This window comes from Ruegeria sp. AD9 (assembly GCF_056542305.1).
The window spans coordinates 33,228-48,780 of sequence record NZ_JBQFZP010000007.1 but is presented as its reverse complement, the minus strand read 5'-3'; the positions used below and the strand labels follow the sequence as shown (position 1 = coordinate 48,780).

Below are 15,553 nucleotides of genomic sequence, written 5' to 3'. Positions count from 1 at the left end.
CATTGTCAGGGGTCATTCACACAGCCCGAAAAGGGCGCGCTGTTCGAGGTGGCTTTCAAGTTTCTTGGGGCCAAAACACCCGCAAAGGGGACCACAGAACGCGGGTTAGAAAAGGAAAGACGCATGTTTGCGGTCCTCAAGACTGGCGGCAAGCAGTACAAGGTTCAGGCGGGCGATATCCTCCGCGTTGAAAAGCTGGCTGCCGACGCAGGTGAAAAAGTTCAATTCAACGATGTTCTGATGCTGGGCGGTGACGCTCCGGTTGTTGGCGCACCTTTCGTTGCAGGCGCAGGCGTTCAGGCCGAAGTGATCGAACAGATCAAAGGTGACAAGGTCATCAAGTTCGTCAAGCGCCGTCGTAAGCACAGCTCGAAGCGTACCGTTGGCCACCGTCAGAAACTGACACTGGTCAAAATCACCGACATTCTGGCGTCGGGCGCTGACAAATCGGGCATCAAAGCTGCAACCGGTTCAGCTCCGGCTGGCGAAGCGGTAACTGCTGCAAAGCCTGCCAAGAAAGCAGTAGCCAAGGCTGAAGCACCCGCTGCTGCCGCTGCTGACGATCTGACCCAACTGAACGGTGTCGGCCCTGCCGCCGCCAAGAAGCTGGTTGAGGCCGGTATCGCGAGCTTTGCCGCTCTGGCCGTCTTGTCGGATGAGCAGATTGCTGCTATCGAAACGGTCAAAGTGAAACCCGAATGGGTTGAGCAAGCCAAAGAATTGGCTAAAGGCTAAGGAGAGAGAGAATGGCACATAAAAAAGCTGGCGGTTCCTCCCGTAACGGTCGCGACTCAGCTGGTCGTCGCCTTGGCGTAAAACTGTATGGTGGCCAGGCCGCTATCGCAGGCAACATCATCGTGCGTCAGCGCGGCACCAAGTTCTGGCCGGGCGAAGGCGTAGGCATTGGCAAAGATCACACCATCTTTGCAACTGTCGATGGCGCCGTGAAGTTCCACAAGGGACTTAAAAACCGCACCTTTATTTCGGTCCTGCCAGTGGCGGAGGCCGCAGAGTAAGCCGAGACCCAGAAGGTTTAAGAAAATTCATGGGGGACCGGCACAAAGTGCCGGTCCCCTTTCTCGTTTTAACGCAGTCGTGATCGAAAGAACCAATGACAGTCGCAACCACCAGTTTCCTGATATTTGCCGCCTCTCAGGTCGGCACGCCAGGGCCGGCCAACATGGTCCTGCTGGGAACTGGTGCGCGCTATGGGTTTCGCGCCGCATTGCCTTTTGTGGCCGGTGTCGTGCTTGGCAAGCAGCTGATTATCTGGCCCGTAGGCTTTGGCCTGCTGCAACTGGCGGAACAGGTTCCGACAGTCTTCGCGGCGCTGAAGTATGCTTCGGCTGCATATATTTGCTGGCTGGCGTGGAAGATCGCGAATTTGCGATTGTCGCGCGAAAATGCGGTCGGTGATGTTCCGGGATTCTGGGCGGGGTTGATCGTGCATCCGCTGAACCCAAAAGCCTGGGCCATGATTGTTGCGGGTTTTACCGGCTTTGTCGCGGCGGGGACGTCCAGCTTTGATGCAACGCTCACGATCGCTCTTAGTTTGTTGATCTGCCAGATCGTTTTGCACCCGATTTGGACTTTTGCCGGGGATAGAATCGCGCATGCGGTTGAAGGTCGCCCGGCGGAAAAATATCTGATGTGGACGTTGGCGGGTCTTACGGTCGCGTCCGTACTATTCGTGTTGTTCGGAGGAGGAACACACCAATGAAGCTTGAGACAATAATTAATCAGCCGGTCATTGAAACCGAGCGGTTCGATCTGCGCCCCCTGCGCCGGTCGGACATGGGCCTTATCGAGCATTATGCAGGTGATGAGCGCGTGGCGCGGATGACCACCAGTATTGCACATCCACTGGCCCCCGGATCGATCGAAGCCTTTGTAACCCGTTCGATGGCCGACAACCGGGATGAAGACGTCTGGGTCATGGATGCCACCAAGGACGGAGGTCCGGAACTGATCGGTGTGATTTCGCTGAAACGACTTGACCGGAATCAGTCCGAAGTCGGCTATTGGGTCGCGCCGATCTATTGGAACACGGGCATTGCCTCGATGGCTGTCGAAGCACTTGTTAACGCCAACCCGCTGGAGAACGCGACGATGTTCGCCAGTGTGTTTCAGGATAATCCGGCCTCGGCCCGGGTCCTGACCCATTGTGGGTTCCAGTATCTGGGCGATGCGGAAAGCTATTCGGTGGCACGCGATGCGAATGTGCCCACCTGGACATACAGTAAAAAACTCTGACTTGTGGCCGATGGGGCCTTTGCAGTAGGGGACACACATGAAATTTCTCGATCTCGCAAAGGTCTACATCCGGTCCGGGGCCGGCGGTAGCGGCTGCGTCAGCTTCAGACGCGAAAAGTTTATAGAATACGGCGGCCCCGATGGCGGGGACGGCGGCAAAGGCGGGTCTGTCTGGGCCGAAGTTGTGGATGGGCTAAACACCCTAATCGACTTCCGCTATCAGCAGCACTTCTTCGCCAAAAACGGGCAACCGGGCCGGGGGCAGCAACGCACCGGCAAGGATGGGGACGATATCGTTCTGCGTGTGCCGGTTGGCACTGAAATCCTGGACGAAGACGAAGAAACCGTCATCTGCGACCTGACCGAAGTCGGGCGACGTGTTCTGCTGGCCAAGGGCGGCAATGGCGGGTTTGGCAACCTGCATTTCAAATCTGCCACAAATCAGGCCCCGCGCCGCGCCAATTCGGGGCAGACGGGGATTGACCGCACAATCTGGCTGCGGCTCAAGCTGATCGCCGATGTGGGTCTTTTGGGTATGCCGAATGCGGGCAAGTCGACCTTTCTGGCGGCCACGTCGAATGCGCGGCCCAAGATTGCCGATTATCCGTTTACCACGCTGCATCCCAATTTGGGCGTTGTGGGCGTGGACAACGTCGAATTTGTTGTGGCCGATATCCCCGGCCTGATCGAAGGAGCTCATGAAGGCCGTGGCATTGGTGACCGTTTTCTGGGCCACGTGGAACGCTGTGCCGTGTTGTTGCATCTGGTCGATGGCACCTCAGAGACGGTCGCCGATGATTACCGCACGATCATTCACGAGCTGGAAGCCTATGGCGGCGAGCTGGCTGAAAAGCCCCGGATCACTGTTCTGAACAAGATCGACGCGCTGGATGACGAAGAACGTGCCCATGCTGTCGCAGAGCTTGAGGAGGCCGTGGGCGGCCCCGTCATGACGATGTCCGGTGTGGCGCATCTGGGTGTAACCGAAGTTCTGCGGGCGCTGCGCAGCCAGATCGACGACAACCGTGTGCGTCAGAAACCCGCTGAGGAGGTACAACCTTGGCAACCCTGACCTCGGCACGCCGTCTGGTGGTAAAAATCGGGTCGGCTTTGCTGGTTGATCGCGACACTGGCCTGCTGCGGTCTGACTGGCTGCTGTCGTTGGCGCAGGATGTTTCCTGGCTCAAGGGGCAGGGGAAAGATGTAATCCTTGTTTCGTCCGGTTCGATTGCACTGGGTCGCGGCGTTCTGGGCCTGCCGATGGCGGCACTGCCCTTGGAACAGTCACAGGCTGCTGCTGCGGTTGGGCAAATCCGGCTTGCACGCGCTTATGAAGAAGCGTTGGCACCCCATGGGATCACCACGGCGCAGGTTCTGGTGACGCTTGAAGACAGCGAAGATCGCCGCAGGTATCTGAACTCACGCGCAACCTTGGAAACTCTGCTTGGGTTGGGCGTCGTTCCGATCGTCAATGAAAACGACACGGTCGCAACGGACGAAATCCGGTATGGCGACAATGACCGCCTTGCCGCGCAAATCGCCGTAACAGTAGGCGCCGACCAACTGATTCTGCTGTCGGATGTGGATGGTTTCTATTCCGGTAATCCAAAAGAAGATTCTTCGGCGACGCGCTTTGAAACAATCGACAGGATCACACCCGAGATTGAAGCCATGGCTGGTGATGCGGGATCGGGCTTGTCCAAAGGCGGGATGAAGACAAAGCTGTTGGCGGCCAAGATGGCAACCGCTGGTGGTTGCGCCATGGCAATTACTGAAGGGTCGGTTCTGAACCCTCTGAAAACGCTCGAAAACGGTGCCAATTCCACATGGTTTACCGCGACATTGGATCCACACGCAGCCCGCAAACGCTGGATTTCGGCAATGAAACCTCGGGGTGAGATTACAATAGACGAGGGGGCGGCCAAGGCACTGGCCAATGGCAAAAGCCTGCTACCTGCCGGGATTGTGGAAGTGACCGGAGATTTCGGTCGTGGCGATCCTGTCGCCATCCTTGATCTGGAATCCCGCCGTCTGGCTCAGGGGATCAGCCGGTATACGGCGCAGGAAGCCGATGCGATCAAGGGGCGTAAGTCCTCGGAAATCGAGGCGACGCTGGGCTATCCCGGCCGCGCAGCCCTCATCCACCGGGACGACCTGGCCCTTTAACTTTCAATAAGATGATCTGAAAGGCACGCGATATGAAAGACTTCGACAGCATTCCTGCTCTGATGGAAGATCTTGGGAAACGTGCCAAAGCCGCTTCGCGTGAACTGGCTTTCGCAACAGCTGAACGAAAGCACGCATCGCTGATTGCAGCCGCAGATGCGGTTTGGGCCAATCGGGAACGGATCATCGAAGCCAATCAAAAAGATCTGGAATTCGGCCGCGACAAGGGTCTGAGCCCCGCAATGATGGATCGCCTGATGCTGGATGAGGCGCGTATTCAGGGCATGGTGGACGGGCTGAGAACCGTCGCGGATCAGGCCGACCCGGTGGGTGAGGTTCTGTCAGAATGGAATATGCCCACGGGCCTTAACATCCAACGCGTCCGGACACCGTTGGGGGTTATCGGCGTGATCTATGAAAGCCGACCCAACGTGACTGCGGATGCCGGGGCGCTGTGTTTGAAATCGGGCAATGCGGTAATTCTGCGCGGCGGATCCGAGAGCTTTCATTCCTCAGCCGCGATCCATGCCTGTCTGGTCGAAGGGCTGAAGGCCGCGAACCTGCCCGAAGACGCCATCCAACTGGTGCCCACACGCGACCGCGCTGCAGTGCACGAGTTGCTGACGCTGACCGACTATGTCGACGTCATCGTTCCACGCGGTGGCAAGGGACTGGTGGGCCTTGTACAACGAGAAGCCCGTGTGCCGGTCTTTGCTCATCTCGAAGGCATCGTGCACATTTATGTCGACAAGGCTGCTGATCCGCAGAAAACGCTGGAAGTGGTACTGAATGCCAAGACCCGCCGCACTGGTATTTGCGGAGCCGCTGAATGCTTGCTGGTTCATCAGGATATCGCCGACACACTGGGGCGTGACGTCGTTGCGGCACTGGTCCAGTCAGGCGTCGAGGTTCACGCCGACGGTGTTCTCGCTGGAGAGAGTACAGTTGCTGCTACGGCGGATGACTGGGGAAAAGAGTTCCTCGACAGCGTGATCGCTGCGAAGCCCGTTGCCGATATCGACGCTGCGATTGCCCATATTCAGCAATACGGCTCGAACCACACTGATTGCATCATGACCGAGGATGACGCAGCAGCAGCCCGTTTCTTTGAGCGTCTCGACAGCGCAATCCTGATGCATAATGCCTCGACCCAGTTTGCGGATGGCGGTGAATTTGGCATGGGGGCAGAAATCGGAATCGCGACGGGCAAGATGCACGCGCGCGGGCCGGTCGGGGCGGCGCAATTGACCAGTTTCAAATATCTCGTACGCGGGAACGGAACGATCCGGGCTTAAAACCGAAGTGACACGCGGGTTGCCGAGGTTTCAACGGCAATCCGCCGACCCATCGCAGCTGCCGTTTCAGGCAGCAACGCGAACTGAACGTGCGCGGGCGTGATCTTGGTGGGAAACCGACCTGTCACAACGTTCTTCCAAAGATCACTATCGACATTCAACCGGTCTGCAACCCCGGTCACAATCCAATTGTTGCCCTGATTGACGATTTCGACCGCGCCGCCCAGCGGCATGGCACTTTCGCAGCACATAAGCGCCAGAAAGGCCAGTTTGACCTGATTACGCGGCACTGGCCCGGTCAGGTTCCAGTTGACCCGTATCCGCCCGGCACGCTCGATATCTTTCAGCAGTTCGGTTACTTCGGTCCGACCAAGCGGCTGATCACTGGCCGAGCCAAAGGCAACGCGGAAAAAGCGAATACGTGCCCCGGCGCTTTCGACACTGCCCGAGATCAGTTCCATCTCGGGGCCCTGTACGGCGCCCACCATATCCAACAGCTCAAGCCCGTTGGTGATCGCGCCGATCGGGCTGATCAGATCATGGCAAATCCGCGAACCGATCAATTCGGCCAGGTTGACGTTGATCTCGCCCATGCGTACCTCCGACTGTATCTGCCGCACGTCCCGGAGGCCCCTATGACAGACATGAATGCTATACTTGCACCGGGCATGTTTGTCCGCCACCCGGATTTTCCCGAATGGGGCGTCGGACAGGTTCAGTCCAACATTGCAGGCAAGATCACCGTGAACTTTCGCGAGCAGGGAAAAGTGGTGATCGACGGAACGCGCATCGCCCTGATGCCGGTCTTTGATCTGTGAAAGTGGTTTAGGAAAGGTTAACAACGCTGACCGAAGCGGGGCTTGTTGCCTTTGGCTGAAAAACTGCGGTATCAGCAGCCAAAAGAACACGGATCACCCCATATGCCGGATACTGGCCCTTCTTTCACCGTAAAACTGGCCGAGACCGAAGCCGACCTGCAAGCAGCTCAACGCCTGCGCTATGATGTCTTCGTGCGTGAGTTGGGGGGCGGCGGAGAGATGGTCGATCACGATGCTGGCCTCGAGAAAGACCGTTTCGACCCGTATTTCGATCATATGTTGGCCTATGATGATCTCACCGGCGAAATTATTGGCGTCTACAGGATGTTACCGGACGAACGTGCCGCGGAACTGGGGCAATTCTATTCTGAAGACGAGTATGACCTGACCGTACTCAAGAACAGTGGGCGCAAACTGCTGGAGTTGGGACGGTCGTGCCTGCACCCCGACTACCGTGGGGGTACAGCAATGTACCACCTGTGGAACGGTTTGGCCGCTTATGTAGCGGAACGTGACATTGAGGTGCTGTTCGGCGTTGCGAGTTTTCACGGAACAGACGTGACCGCATTGGCGCAGCCCTTGTCGATGCTTCACCACAACCATCTGGCTCCGCCAGAGTTGCGCGTACGGGCGCAGCCCGATGTTTTTCAGTCGATGGACCTTGTGAAACCAGAAGCTTTGGACCGCCGCGCCGCCATGGTTCAGGTGCCAGCATTGATCAAAGCCTACCTGCGCTTGGGTGGTTTCGTGGGCGAGGGCGCCTTTATCGACCACACCTTCAACACAACGGATGTGTGCCTGATCCTCGACACAACGCGCATGAATGAACGGCAGCGTCGAATTTATGGCGGGGCGTGACGCTGTGAACGACCCGCTCTGGAATAGTGAAGACGCGCCCGATCCGATCGAGCTGGGCGTTACCGGATGGGTTCTGGTCATTCTGCGCGGAGTCCCGCTGGCGGCCCTTGTCTTTGGTGGCCTGATCATCCTTCTGGCCGTTCGTCTGATCGAGTATCCGATTTTCGGCGTCCGGCGACCTGTGACGCCGTTCATCACGCAGTTTGTCTGCCGCAACGCGTTTCGAATTCTTGGCATCGGGTTCCGCACATCAGGCGCGCTGATGAAAGAGAGGGGGGCGGTGGTGGCAAACCACACGTCCTGGCTGGATATCTTTGCTCTGAACGCGCGCAAGCGGGTCTATTTTGTCTCCAAGGCAGAAGTGGCCAAATGGCCCGGTATCGGCTGGCTGGCCCGTGCGACCGGGACGCTTTTCATCGAACGGGATCGCAAGAAAGCTAAGGAACAGACCAAGCTGTTTGAAACCCGCCTGAAAGTGGGTCACAAACTGTTGTTTTTCCCCGAAGGCACCTCAACCGACGGGCTTCGCATTTTACCTTTCAAAACAACGCTTTTCGCCGCGTTCTTTGCAGATGAGCTGCGTGAATTCATGTTTATCCAACCCGTTTCTGTGGTGTTTCACGCGCCCAAAGGCCAGCCAAAACGCTTTTATGGCTGGTGGGGGGATATGGAGTTCGGGCCGCATTTGCTGAAGACCCTTGGCGCACGTCGGCAAGGAACGGTTGAACTAATATATCATGCGCCAGCGCGGGTCAGCGACTTTGAAAACCGCAAGGCTCTGGCCGCCCATTGTGAAGACGCCGTCAGGCATGCGCACGCATTGGCGCAGCTTGAAAAATAAGGGCGATTGGCCCTTGCGTAGCGCGCAAACCTGCCTTATACGCGCGCCAATCAAACCCGCAGGCGGGGTTTGGCCTTTTTGAGGGAGACATCCTCATCAAGACCGCCGGTTGGAGCGTCCGCTTCTTTCACCCCCGCCCAGGCGTAAACCGGAAAAGGAAAATAGCATGGCTCTTCCCGAGTTCACCATGCGTCAGCTGCTGGAAGCTGGCGTTCACTTTGGTCACCAGACACAGCGTTGGAACCCCCGCATGGGCCCGTTCATCTACGGCTCGCGCAATGGTATCCACATCATGGACCTGACCCAGACCGTTCCGATGCTGGATCAGGCTTTGCAGGCTGTTCGTGACACCGTCGCAAAGGGTGGCCGCATTCTGTTTGTTGGTACCAAGCGTCAGGCCGCTGGCCCGATTGCTGAAGCGGCTGAAAAGTCGGCTCAGTACTACATGAACCACCGCTGGCTGGGCGGCACGCTGACCAACTGGAAAACCGTTTCCCAGTCGATCAACCGTCTGAACCAGATCGACGAAGCCATGGAATCGGGCGCAGAAGGCCTGACCAAGAAAGAGCGTCTGGGCATGGAACGTGACCAGGGCAAACTTCAGGCGTCGCTAGGTGGTATCCGCGAAATGGGCGGCGTTCCGGACCTGCTGTTCGTCATCGACGTCAAGAAAGAAGCATTGGCCATCGCAGAAGCCAACAAACTGGGTATTCCGGTTGTGGCTGTTGTCGACACCAACTGCTCGCCCGATGGCGTTGACTACATCATCCCCGGCAACGACGACGCAGCACGCGCAATCGCTCTGTACTGCGATCTGGTCGCACGCGCCGCTCTGGACGGCATGACCGCACAGATGGGCGCAGCAGGCGTAGACCTAGGCGCATTCGAAGAAGCTCCGGTTGAAGAAGCTCTTGCGGAAGAAGCCGCAGAAGCCCCTGCCGAAGCGTAAGCTGCCCGTCACGTAAATGACATATGGGGCAGGGTATGACCTGCCCCAATTCCGTTTGAATTGAGGAGAGCCAAAAGATGGCAATCACAGCAGCAATGGTTAAAGAACTGCGCGACTCGACCGGCGCAGGCATGATGGACGCAAAAAAAGCGCTGACCGAAACCGGCGGCAACATGGACGACGCCGTTGACTGGCTGCGTACCAAAGGCTTGGCCAAAGCAGCCAAAAAATCTGGTCGTACCGCGGCAGAGGGTCTGGTTGCTGTTCACGTTAGCGGTGGCAACGGCGTTGCTGTCGAAGTGAATTCGGAAACCGATTTCGTTGCTAAAAACGCTGAGTTCCAGGAAATGGTCGGCAAGATCGCAAACGCTGCTGAAGGTGTGGACAACATCGAAGCACTGCTGGCTGCTGATCTGGGCGGCAAAAGCGTTGCCGACACTCTGACCGACAAGATCGCCACCATCGGCGAAAACATGTCGGTGCGCCGCATGGCCAAGCTGTCGGGCGACACTGTTGTGTCTTATGTGCACAACGCTGCGACCAACGGCATGGGCAAAATCGGTGTGCTGGTTGCACTGTCGGGTGGTGATGAGGCTATCGGCAAGCAGGTTGCGATGCACATCGCCGCTGTGAACCCGGCTGCCCTATCTGAGGCCGACATGGACCCGGCAATTGTCGAGAAGGAAAAGCAGGTTCAGATGGACATCGCCCGCGAATCCGGCAAGCCGGAGCAGGTGATCGAAAAGATGATCGAAGGCCGCATGAAGAAATTCGTCGCCGAATCGACATTGCTGAGCCAGCAATTCGTTGTGAACCCTGATCTGACCGTTGAAGCCGCTGCAAAAGAAGTAGGCGCAACCATCACCGGCTTCGTTCGCTTGGAGGTTGGCGAAGGCATCGTTGTGGAAAAAGAAGACTTCGCTGCCGAAGTCGCAAAAGCCGCTCAGGGCTAAAGAACGGCTCCGACTGGGGCCTTGCTGAACAAAATGAAAGGGTTACGCATTGCGTAGCCCTTTTTTGTTAGTGGCACATCATAGAATTCGCAAAGAAGTGAAGGATTGGAGGGCCCCGCATGATGGGGATGGTCGAGGCCCCCCAAAATTCCGACACAGGTACGCGGACGAATAGGCGCCCCCTTGTCAGAGTGATTGGAGAGCTTTGAAATCGCAAAGATCCAATCGAATGTTCCCTGGCTAAAGCCACCACTCACGGAACACTCTCACTTTGCAACTTTTAGGTTAGATTTGAAAAGTAGTGATTTCCTTACCTAGGGTAAACTGACGCTGGATGGCGTCACAAAAACACTCCTAAACTTCCATAATGAACATCTGATTATGCAAAGATGCCTTTAAAACAGCCTGAGCAGTCGTTTCGACCGACAACGCCTCACGGGCGAGTCGAAGATGCTTTTCGACAGTTGCCGCTGTCAGGCCCATCAGCAGGGCTATGTCCTGCGTGGTTTTGCCGTCACCGACCCATTGCAAAGCCTCGCGCTGACGCTTTGTCAGGGCCCGGTTCGGAGGGTTGAAAGGCAAGGTCAGGATCTTCAGATGCGCAACGTTGTTCATCAAAAGAATGTCTTCGCCGTGCTCCTGCCAGATTGCGTCAATGTCTTCCTGGCTCATCCCTTCCTTGGCGGACAAGGAAATCGCCCCTTTGGAGCGCACCGAGACCGAGTTGAAGCTGATGGTGTAACCAGAAACAACACCCATGGACTTGTTGAACTCGAAAACCTCGCGCTCTTTATCGGTCATCGACCCGCGAGAGTGCATGTCCAGCAACATTCTCCAGCTGGCGGCGCCTTCATTGTCCAGCGCCCATTTCAACATGGGGGCGTGAAAATACAAACCGTCCTTGATGAAACCGTCCACATAGGCGCGGTTATGATTGGTCAGGATGACAAAATCCTCTGGATCGCCCAATGAGGTTGCCGTCCTGTATTGCGTATGGCCGTAGATTAAACGATCAAGCCCGTATTCCGCCATTTGTCGGCAATGCGCATCCCACAGGTCTTCCAGGGTTTTGGCATAGCTGACAAATCGCAGATATTCCCTGAGGGTCATGCCGTATCACCTGCTTTCAGATGGGCGGCCAGTGCGTCCAGTGCAAGAACATAACCTTGGGCGCCAAAGCCACAGATCTGCCCCAGAGCGACAGGCGCGATATAGGACTTGTGCCGGAATGCTTCCCTTGCATGGATGTTGGATAGGTGAACTTCGACAACCGGCAGTTCAACTGACGCGATGGCATCCATCAGCGCAACCGATGTGTGTGTGAACGCCCCCGCATTTATCACAAGGCCATCCTGCATACCGCGAGCGCCATGGATCGCATCAATTAACACACCCTCATGGTTGGATTGCAGATGCGAGACTTCAAGGCCAATGGACGTGCCATGGCGCTGGCACTCCTCCTCGATCATCTTCAGAGTGGTGCTGCCGTAAACCTCGGGCTGCCGTGTGCCAAGCAGGTTGAGGTTTGGGCCATTCAATACCAAAACGTTGTGCATGTCTTCACGATCCCCATGAATGGTACATAGACGCCTAAAGGTTGGGTTGTCTACCTGACTTTGCCGGATCGAGTACAGTCGAAAAACCGGTGTGGGAATCGGGCCGCCATTTTGTTCCCGGCCTCAATTTTCCTCCATGGTGACAACGATTTTTCCCAGAACGGATCGTTGCGACAATTGTTCAAGCGCCTCGTGCGCGCGGGCAAGCGGGAACCGGGCGCTAATCCGCGGTTTGATTTTCCCGGCTGTGTACAGATCGAACAGGTTCTTGATGTTGTCAGCATGGCCGATCGGGTCGCGGAATACTGACGCGCCCCAAAACACACCAACGATCTGACATCCTTTCAAAAGGGCCAGATTCAAGGGAATCCGCGGAATGCCCGCTGGAAAACCGACGACAAGGTAACGACCTTTCCAGGCCATGCTGCGCAGGGACGGTTCGGCCAGCGCACCCCCAACAGCGTCGTAGACGATGTCTACGCCGTCAGGCCCGGCAAGTTTCTTAACTTCGGCTGAGAAGGCTTTTTGCGCATCCCTGTCCATGTCGCGCGGGTAAATCACCACGTCATCGGCACCAATCTGGCTACAGAATTCGGCCTTTTCAGGTGATGAAACGGCTGCGATCACCCTGGCACCCATGGCTTTGCCCAGTTCAATGGCGGCTGACCCCACACCTCCGGCGGCACCCAGTACCAACAGGGTTTCACCGGGTTGAATCTCCGCCCGATCCTTCAACGCGTGGTAGGACGTGCCGTAGGTGAAAATGAAACAGGCGGCATCTTCATAGGGCATCGCATCAGGAATTAGGATTGCAGTGTCCGCCTTGAGTGTGACATGGGTCGAAAACCCACCATGCCCGGTTAGGGCCATAACACGGTCGCCTGGCTTAAATCCATTGACGCCTTCGCCCACAGCCAGAACTTCACCCGCAATTTCACCGCCCGGAGCAAAGGGCCGTGGCGGCTTCATCTGGTAGAGATCGCGGATAATCAACGTGTCCGGAAAATTCACGCCCGCTGCTTTCACACCGATCAAAAGCTGACCTTTGCCCGGTTTCGGGTCGGGAAGGGTCGTAAGCTCCAGGGTTTCGGGGCCGCCCGGTGCGACGCTGAGTAATGCTTGCATACCGCCTCTGATCTGCCTGTACTTTGTGTCGAGGAAGTTTTGGTGCAGCATGGTTTTTTGTCAACGCTACGGTCCAACGCCTGCCGCAACGGCAAGAGGAACGCAATATGTATCAGGATGAACTGGTGACAAAGAAACTGAGGAGCACAAAATGACCCCCGACACCCTCTTTTCGCTTCACGGCAAAACCGCTTTGGTAACAGGTGGGGCGACAGGTATTGGCCGCATGGCAGCCGAGGCGCTGGTTCGTGCGGGCGCGCGCGTGCTCATTGCCTCAAGAAAAGGAGACGCCTGTGCCACGGTCGCCGCAGAACTGAACGCGCTGGACGCGCCGGGCAGCGCCGAAGGCTTTGCCGGTGACATTGGCAGCGCAGCCGGTATAGGCAAGCTGGTCTCTGACATTCACGCGCGTACGGACAAACTGGACATCCTGATGAACAACTCGGGGGTGTCCTGGGGTGCCCCTTTGGGGCAGTTTCCCTACGATGCATGGGAGAAGGTCATGTCTGTCAACGTGACAGGGATATTCGAACTAACCCAGCGGCTTTTGCCAATGCTAATGAAATCAGGCACCGCCGAAGACCCGGCGCGCATTGTCAATGTCGGGTCGGTCATGGGTGAAGTCCCAATGGGCGATGGGGCCTACAGCTATTCGGCCTCAAAGGCTGCGGTTTTGCATCTGACCAGGGTCTTGGCCAAGGAACTTTCACCGTACCACATCACGGTGAACGCACTCGCTCCGGGACCGTTTGTGTCGCGCATGACTGCCTTTGCGACAGCCGATGAGGATACCAGAGAACGGGTTGGCAAGTCTGTACCTCTGGGTCGCGTCGGACGGGACGAGGATATCGCAGGCTGTATGTTGTTCCTGTGCGGTCGCGGCGGCAGTTATGTGACAGGTGCGGTGATCCCGGTTTCGGGTGGGATCAACGTTGTGACCGCCGGAAACATCTTTGCCGAGGCCCTGTGACGGGAAGAGAGCCAATGAAAACCGAAACCAATCTGGATCTGGCGGCAGTAGATACGTATCTGAGCGCTCATCTTTCCGGCTACAACGGGCCATTGGAGGCGAGGAAATTTGACGTAGGGCAATCCAACCCGACGTTTGAGTTACGCACGCCGGAGAAAGCCTATGTGCTGCGCCGAAAACCCGCCGGAATATTGCTGAAATCGGCACATGCCGTTGATCGCGAATTTCGGGTTCAAAGCGCCCTTGCCGGAAGCGAGGTTCCGGTGCCCAAGATGTATCTGCTGTGTGAAGACGACAGCGTCATCGGCTCGGCCTTTTATGTGATGGAGCGTTTGCAGGGCAGGGTGTTTCCAGACCCAACCCTGCCCAAAGAAAGCAACGAAACTCGCGCCGCCATCATTGACGAGATGAACAGGGTTCTTGCCCAGCTGCATATGATGGATATCGATGCCGTTGGCCTGTCTGACTATGGGCCGGTTGGCAACTATTACGAGCGTCAGATCGCTCGCTGGACCAGGCAATACCGCGCGTCCGAAACCTCGGCCATTGCGGAAATGGATGCACTGGCCACTGCGCTCGAAACCTCGGTACCGGCCGATGACGGGCAGCGCACGCTGGTGCACGGGGATTACCGCATCGACAACCTGATGTTTGCGCCGAACCGGGCGGAATGTATCGGGGTGCTGGATTGGGAACTGTCGACGATCGGTCACCCTTATGCGGATCTTGCCGCAGTAATCATGCAATGGCAGTTGCCGCCGGGAAAACAGGGCCGGGGGCTGGCGGGTGTGGATCGAAACAGCCTGGGCCTGCCCAGCGATGAGGCTTTCATCGCCCAATACTGCAGACGTCGAGGTCTGGATGGCATAGACAATTTCGGCTTTTATCTGGGCTTCAATTTCTTTCGCATGGCGGGCATCCTACAGGGTGTCTACAAACGCGCGCTGGATGGGAACGCGTCAGACCCCGACCGCGCAAAGGCTTTTGGCGCATATGTTCCTATATTCGCCCAACACGGCTTGAAAGCTCTTGACTCCAAATGAGAGTGACGACCTATCAACCTGTTTTTGTGTCACTATTTTGCCTTGAAAGTTCAACCTCAAGGTTTGGCAGACTGTTCTTTCCAAAAAACAGTTCAGCCCCGGTGAACATGCTGGGAACCCCAAACACACCACGCCGAACCGACGACTTGGTTTTCTCTTTCAGTTTCAGTTTAACGTCGGGGCTCGCCATGGCTTCGCGAATTTTGCGAACGGGCAAGTCATTTTCATGGAGGATATCCGAAAGGACACCGATCTCGTCCGCCTTCTGACCATGTACCCAGATTGCATCAAAAATCGCGTTTATATATTTGACTTCCCAAGGTTTTCCATTGGCAAAACACGCGCCGCGCATGGCAAGTTTTGTGTTGATCGGAAAATGCGGGCTCATATGAAAGCTCAACCCACGACGGCGGGCAAACCGGTGCAGATCATGCGTCAAATAGGCTGTCTTTTGGCGGTTTTCGGAATACGCCTGAAACGGGCTTTGGTTATGCGTCGCCTTGAACACCGCAGGCAGCAGGACAGGAACATAAGTAATGCTTGCGTCATAGCGCTCGGCAAGATCGGGGAGCATCTTATGGGCGAGAAACGCGTTCGGGCTGCAAAAATCGTAAATGAAGTCTATGGTCTGCGTCATGGGGTTCCTCCGTTTCGGTCCCTTGAAATCTTGTTCATTGAACTTCAGGCGAATCTGCGTCGAAATCAGTCTAACATTCCATTGTGAGG

Annotated in this window: 19 protein-coding genes; 14 read left to right on the top strand and 5 right to left on the bottom strand. The window is 56.6% G+C overall.

Annotation, left to right across the window (positions count from 1 at the left end; translation table 11 throughout):
- Window positions 1-123 precede the first annotated feature (123 nt).
- The 7 genes from ACR0AM_RS12115 (at window position 124) to ACR0AM_RS12085 (ending at window position 5,714) form a co-directional block, all read left to right on the top strand.
- Entirely contained in the window at window positions 124-735 is a 612-nt protein-coding gene (locus tag ACR0AM_RS12115) for a 50S ribosomal protein L21 (RefSeq protein WP_480623037.1), read from the top strand.
- A gap of 11 nt (window positions 736-746) precedes the next feature.
- The gene (gene rpmA / locus ACR0AM_RS12110) at window positions 747-1,016 is read left to right on the top strand and encodes a 50S ribosomal protein L27 (protein WP_050602452.1); all 270 of its coding nucleotides are present in this window, start codon (window positions 747-749) and stop codon (window positions 1,014-1,016) included.
- A 95-nt stretch (window positions 1,017-1,111) separates the two neighbouring features.
- Entirely contained in the window at window positions 1,112-1,720 is a 609-nt protein-coding gene (locus ACR0AM_RS12105; RefSeq protein ID WP_480472730.1) for a LysE family translocator, read from the top strand.
- A complete protein-coding gene (locus ACR0AM_RS12100; RefSeq protein WP_480472732.1) occupies window positions 1,717-2,253 on the top strand; it encodes a GNAT family N-acetyltransferase in 537 nt (178 codons plus the stop codon). The genes ACR0AM_RS12105 and ACR0AM_RS12100 overlap by 4 nt, the downstream gene beginning before the upstream one ends.
- A 37-nt stretch (window positions 2,254-2,290) precedes the next feature.
- Entirely contained in the window at window positions 2,291-3,325 is a 1,035-nt protein-coding gene (gene obgE / locus ACR0AM_RS12095) for a GTPase ObgE (RefSeq protein WP_480623036.1), read from the top strand.
- The gene (gene proB, locus ACR0AM_RS12090; RefSeq protein WP_480623035.1) at window positions 3,313-4,419 is read left to right on the top strand and encodes a glutamate 5-kinase; all 1,107 of its coding nucleotides are present in this window, start codon (window positions 3,313-3,315) and stop codon (window positions 4,417-4,419) included. The genes obgE and proB overlap by 13 nt, the downstream gene beginning before the upstream one ends.
- 32 nt (window positions 4,420-4,451) lie before the next feature.
- The gene (locus ACR0AM_RS12085) at window positions 4,452-5,714 is read left to right on the top strand and encodes a glutamate-5-semialdehyde dehydrogenase (RefSeq protein WP_480623034.1); all 1,263 of its coding nucleotides are present in this window, start codon (window positions 4,452-4,454) and stop codon (window positions 5,712-5,714) included.
- Here ACR0AM_RS12085 and ACR0AM_RS12080 read toward each other — a convergent pair.
- Window positions 5,711-6,307, bottom strand: a complete 597-nt coding sequence (locus tag ACR0AM_RS12080) for a histidine phosphotransferase family protein (RefSeq protein ID WP_480623033.1) — start codon at window positions 6,305-6,307, stop codon at window positions 5,711-5,713. The two genes, ACR0AM_RS12085 and ACR0AM_RS12080, sit on opposite strands and share 4 nt — an antisense overlap.
- Before the next feature lie 42 nt (window positions 6,308-6,349).
- Between ACR0AM_RS12080 and ACR0AM_RS12075 the strand changes: the two genes are divergently transcribed.
- From ACR0AM_RS12075 to tsf, 5 genes are all read left to right on the top strand, one after another.
- Entirely contained in the window at window positions 6,350-6,532 is a 183-nt protein-coding gene (locus ACR0AM_RS12075) for a DUF3553 domain-containing protein (RefSeq protein ID WP_267364751.1), read from the top strand.
- A gap of 102 nt (window positions 6,533-6,634) precedes the next feature.
- Window positions 6,635-7,390 (top strand): L-ornithine N(alpha)-acyltransferase, encoded by a 756-nt coding sequence (olsB, locus tag ACR0AM_RS12070; protein ID WP_480623032.1) that lies wholly within the window; start codon window positions 6,635-6,637, stop codon window positions 7,388-7,390.
- Window positions 7,356-8,231, top strand: a complete 876-nt coding sequence (olsA, locus tag ACR0AM_RS12065; protein ID WP_480623031.1) for a lyso-ornithine lipid O-acyltransferase — start codon at window positions 7,356-7,358, stop codon at window positions 8,229-8,231. Before olsB ends, olsA begins: the two co-directional genes overlap by 35 nt.
- A gap of 166 nt (window positions 8,232-8,397) precedes the next feature.
- Complete coding sequence (rpsB, locus tag ACR0AM_RS12060; protein ID WP_480472744.1) at window positions 8,398-9,180, top strand: 30S ribosomal protein S2; 783 nt, start codon at window positions 8,398-8,400, stop codon at window positions 9,178-9,180.
- 77 nt (window positions 9,181-9,257) lie between these two features.
- Window positions 9,258-10,133: a translation elongation factor Ts gene (gene tsf / locus ACR0AM_RS12055; protein WP_480623030.1), complete on the top strand. Its 876-nt coding sequence runs from the start codon at window positions 9,258-9,260 to the stop codon at window positions 10,131-10,133.
- Between the two features lie 354 nt (window positions 10,134-10,487).
- Here the strand turns inward: tsf and ACR0AM_RS12050 are convergent, their stop codons facing one another.
- The 3 genes from ACR0AM_RS12050 to ACR0AM_RS12040 all read right to left on the bottom strand — a co-directional run bounded on the left by ACR0AM_RS12050 (window position 10,488) and on the right by ACR0AM_RS12040 (window position 12,814).
- Window positions 10,488-11,243, bottom strand: coding sequence for an autoinducer binding domain-containing protein (locus ACR0AM_RS12050; RefSeq protein WP_480493168.1), 756 nt, complete (start codon window positions 11,241-11,243; stop codon window positions 10,488-10,490).
- Window positions 11,240-11,689 carry a type II 3-dehydroquinate dehydratase gene (gene aroQ / locus ACR0AM_RS12045; protein WP_480623029.1) on the bottom strand — a complete coding sequence of 150 codons (450 nt, stop codon included), beginning with the start codon at window positions 11,687-11,689 and terminating at the stop codon, window positions 11,240-11,242. Before aroQ ends, ACR0AM_RS12050 begins: the two co-directional genes overlap by 4 nt.
- Window positions 11,690-11,812: 123 nt before the next feature.
- Window positions 11,813-12,814, bottom strand: coding sequence for an NADPH:quinone oxidoreductase family protein (locus ACR0AM_RS12040; RefSeq protein WP_480623028.1), 1,002 nt, complete (start codon window positions 12,812-12,814; stop codon window positions 11,813-11,815).
- 151 nt (window positions 12,815-12,965) lie between these two features.
- On the opposite strand from ACR0AM_RS12040, the gene ACR0AM_RS12035 reads away from it, so the two are divergent.
- Window positions 12,966-13,784: an SDR family oxidoreductase gene (locus ACR0AM_RS12035; protein ID WP_480623027.1), complete on the top strand. Its 819-nt coding sequence runs from the start codon at window positions 12,966-12,968 to the stop codon at window positions 13,782-13,784.
- A 14-nt stretch (window positions 13,785-13,798) separates the two neighbouring features.
- Entirely contained in the window at window positions 13,799-14,827 is a 1,029-nt protein-coding gene (locus tag ACR0AM_RS12030; protein WP_480623026.1) for a phosphotransferase family protein, read from the top strand.
- A gap of 13 nt (window positions 14,828-14,840) precedes the next feature.
- On the opposite strand, the gene ACR0AM_RS12025 is transcribed toward ACR0AM_RS12030, so the two are convergent.
- Window positions 14,841-15,464, bottom strand: coding sequence for a DsbA family protein (locus ACR0AM_RS12025; protein WP_480623025.1), 624 nt, complete (start codon window positions 15,462-15,464; stop codon window positions 14,841-14,843).
- Window positions 15,465-15,553 lie beyond the last annotated feature (89 nt).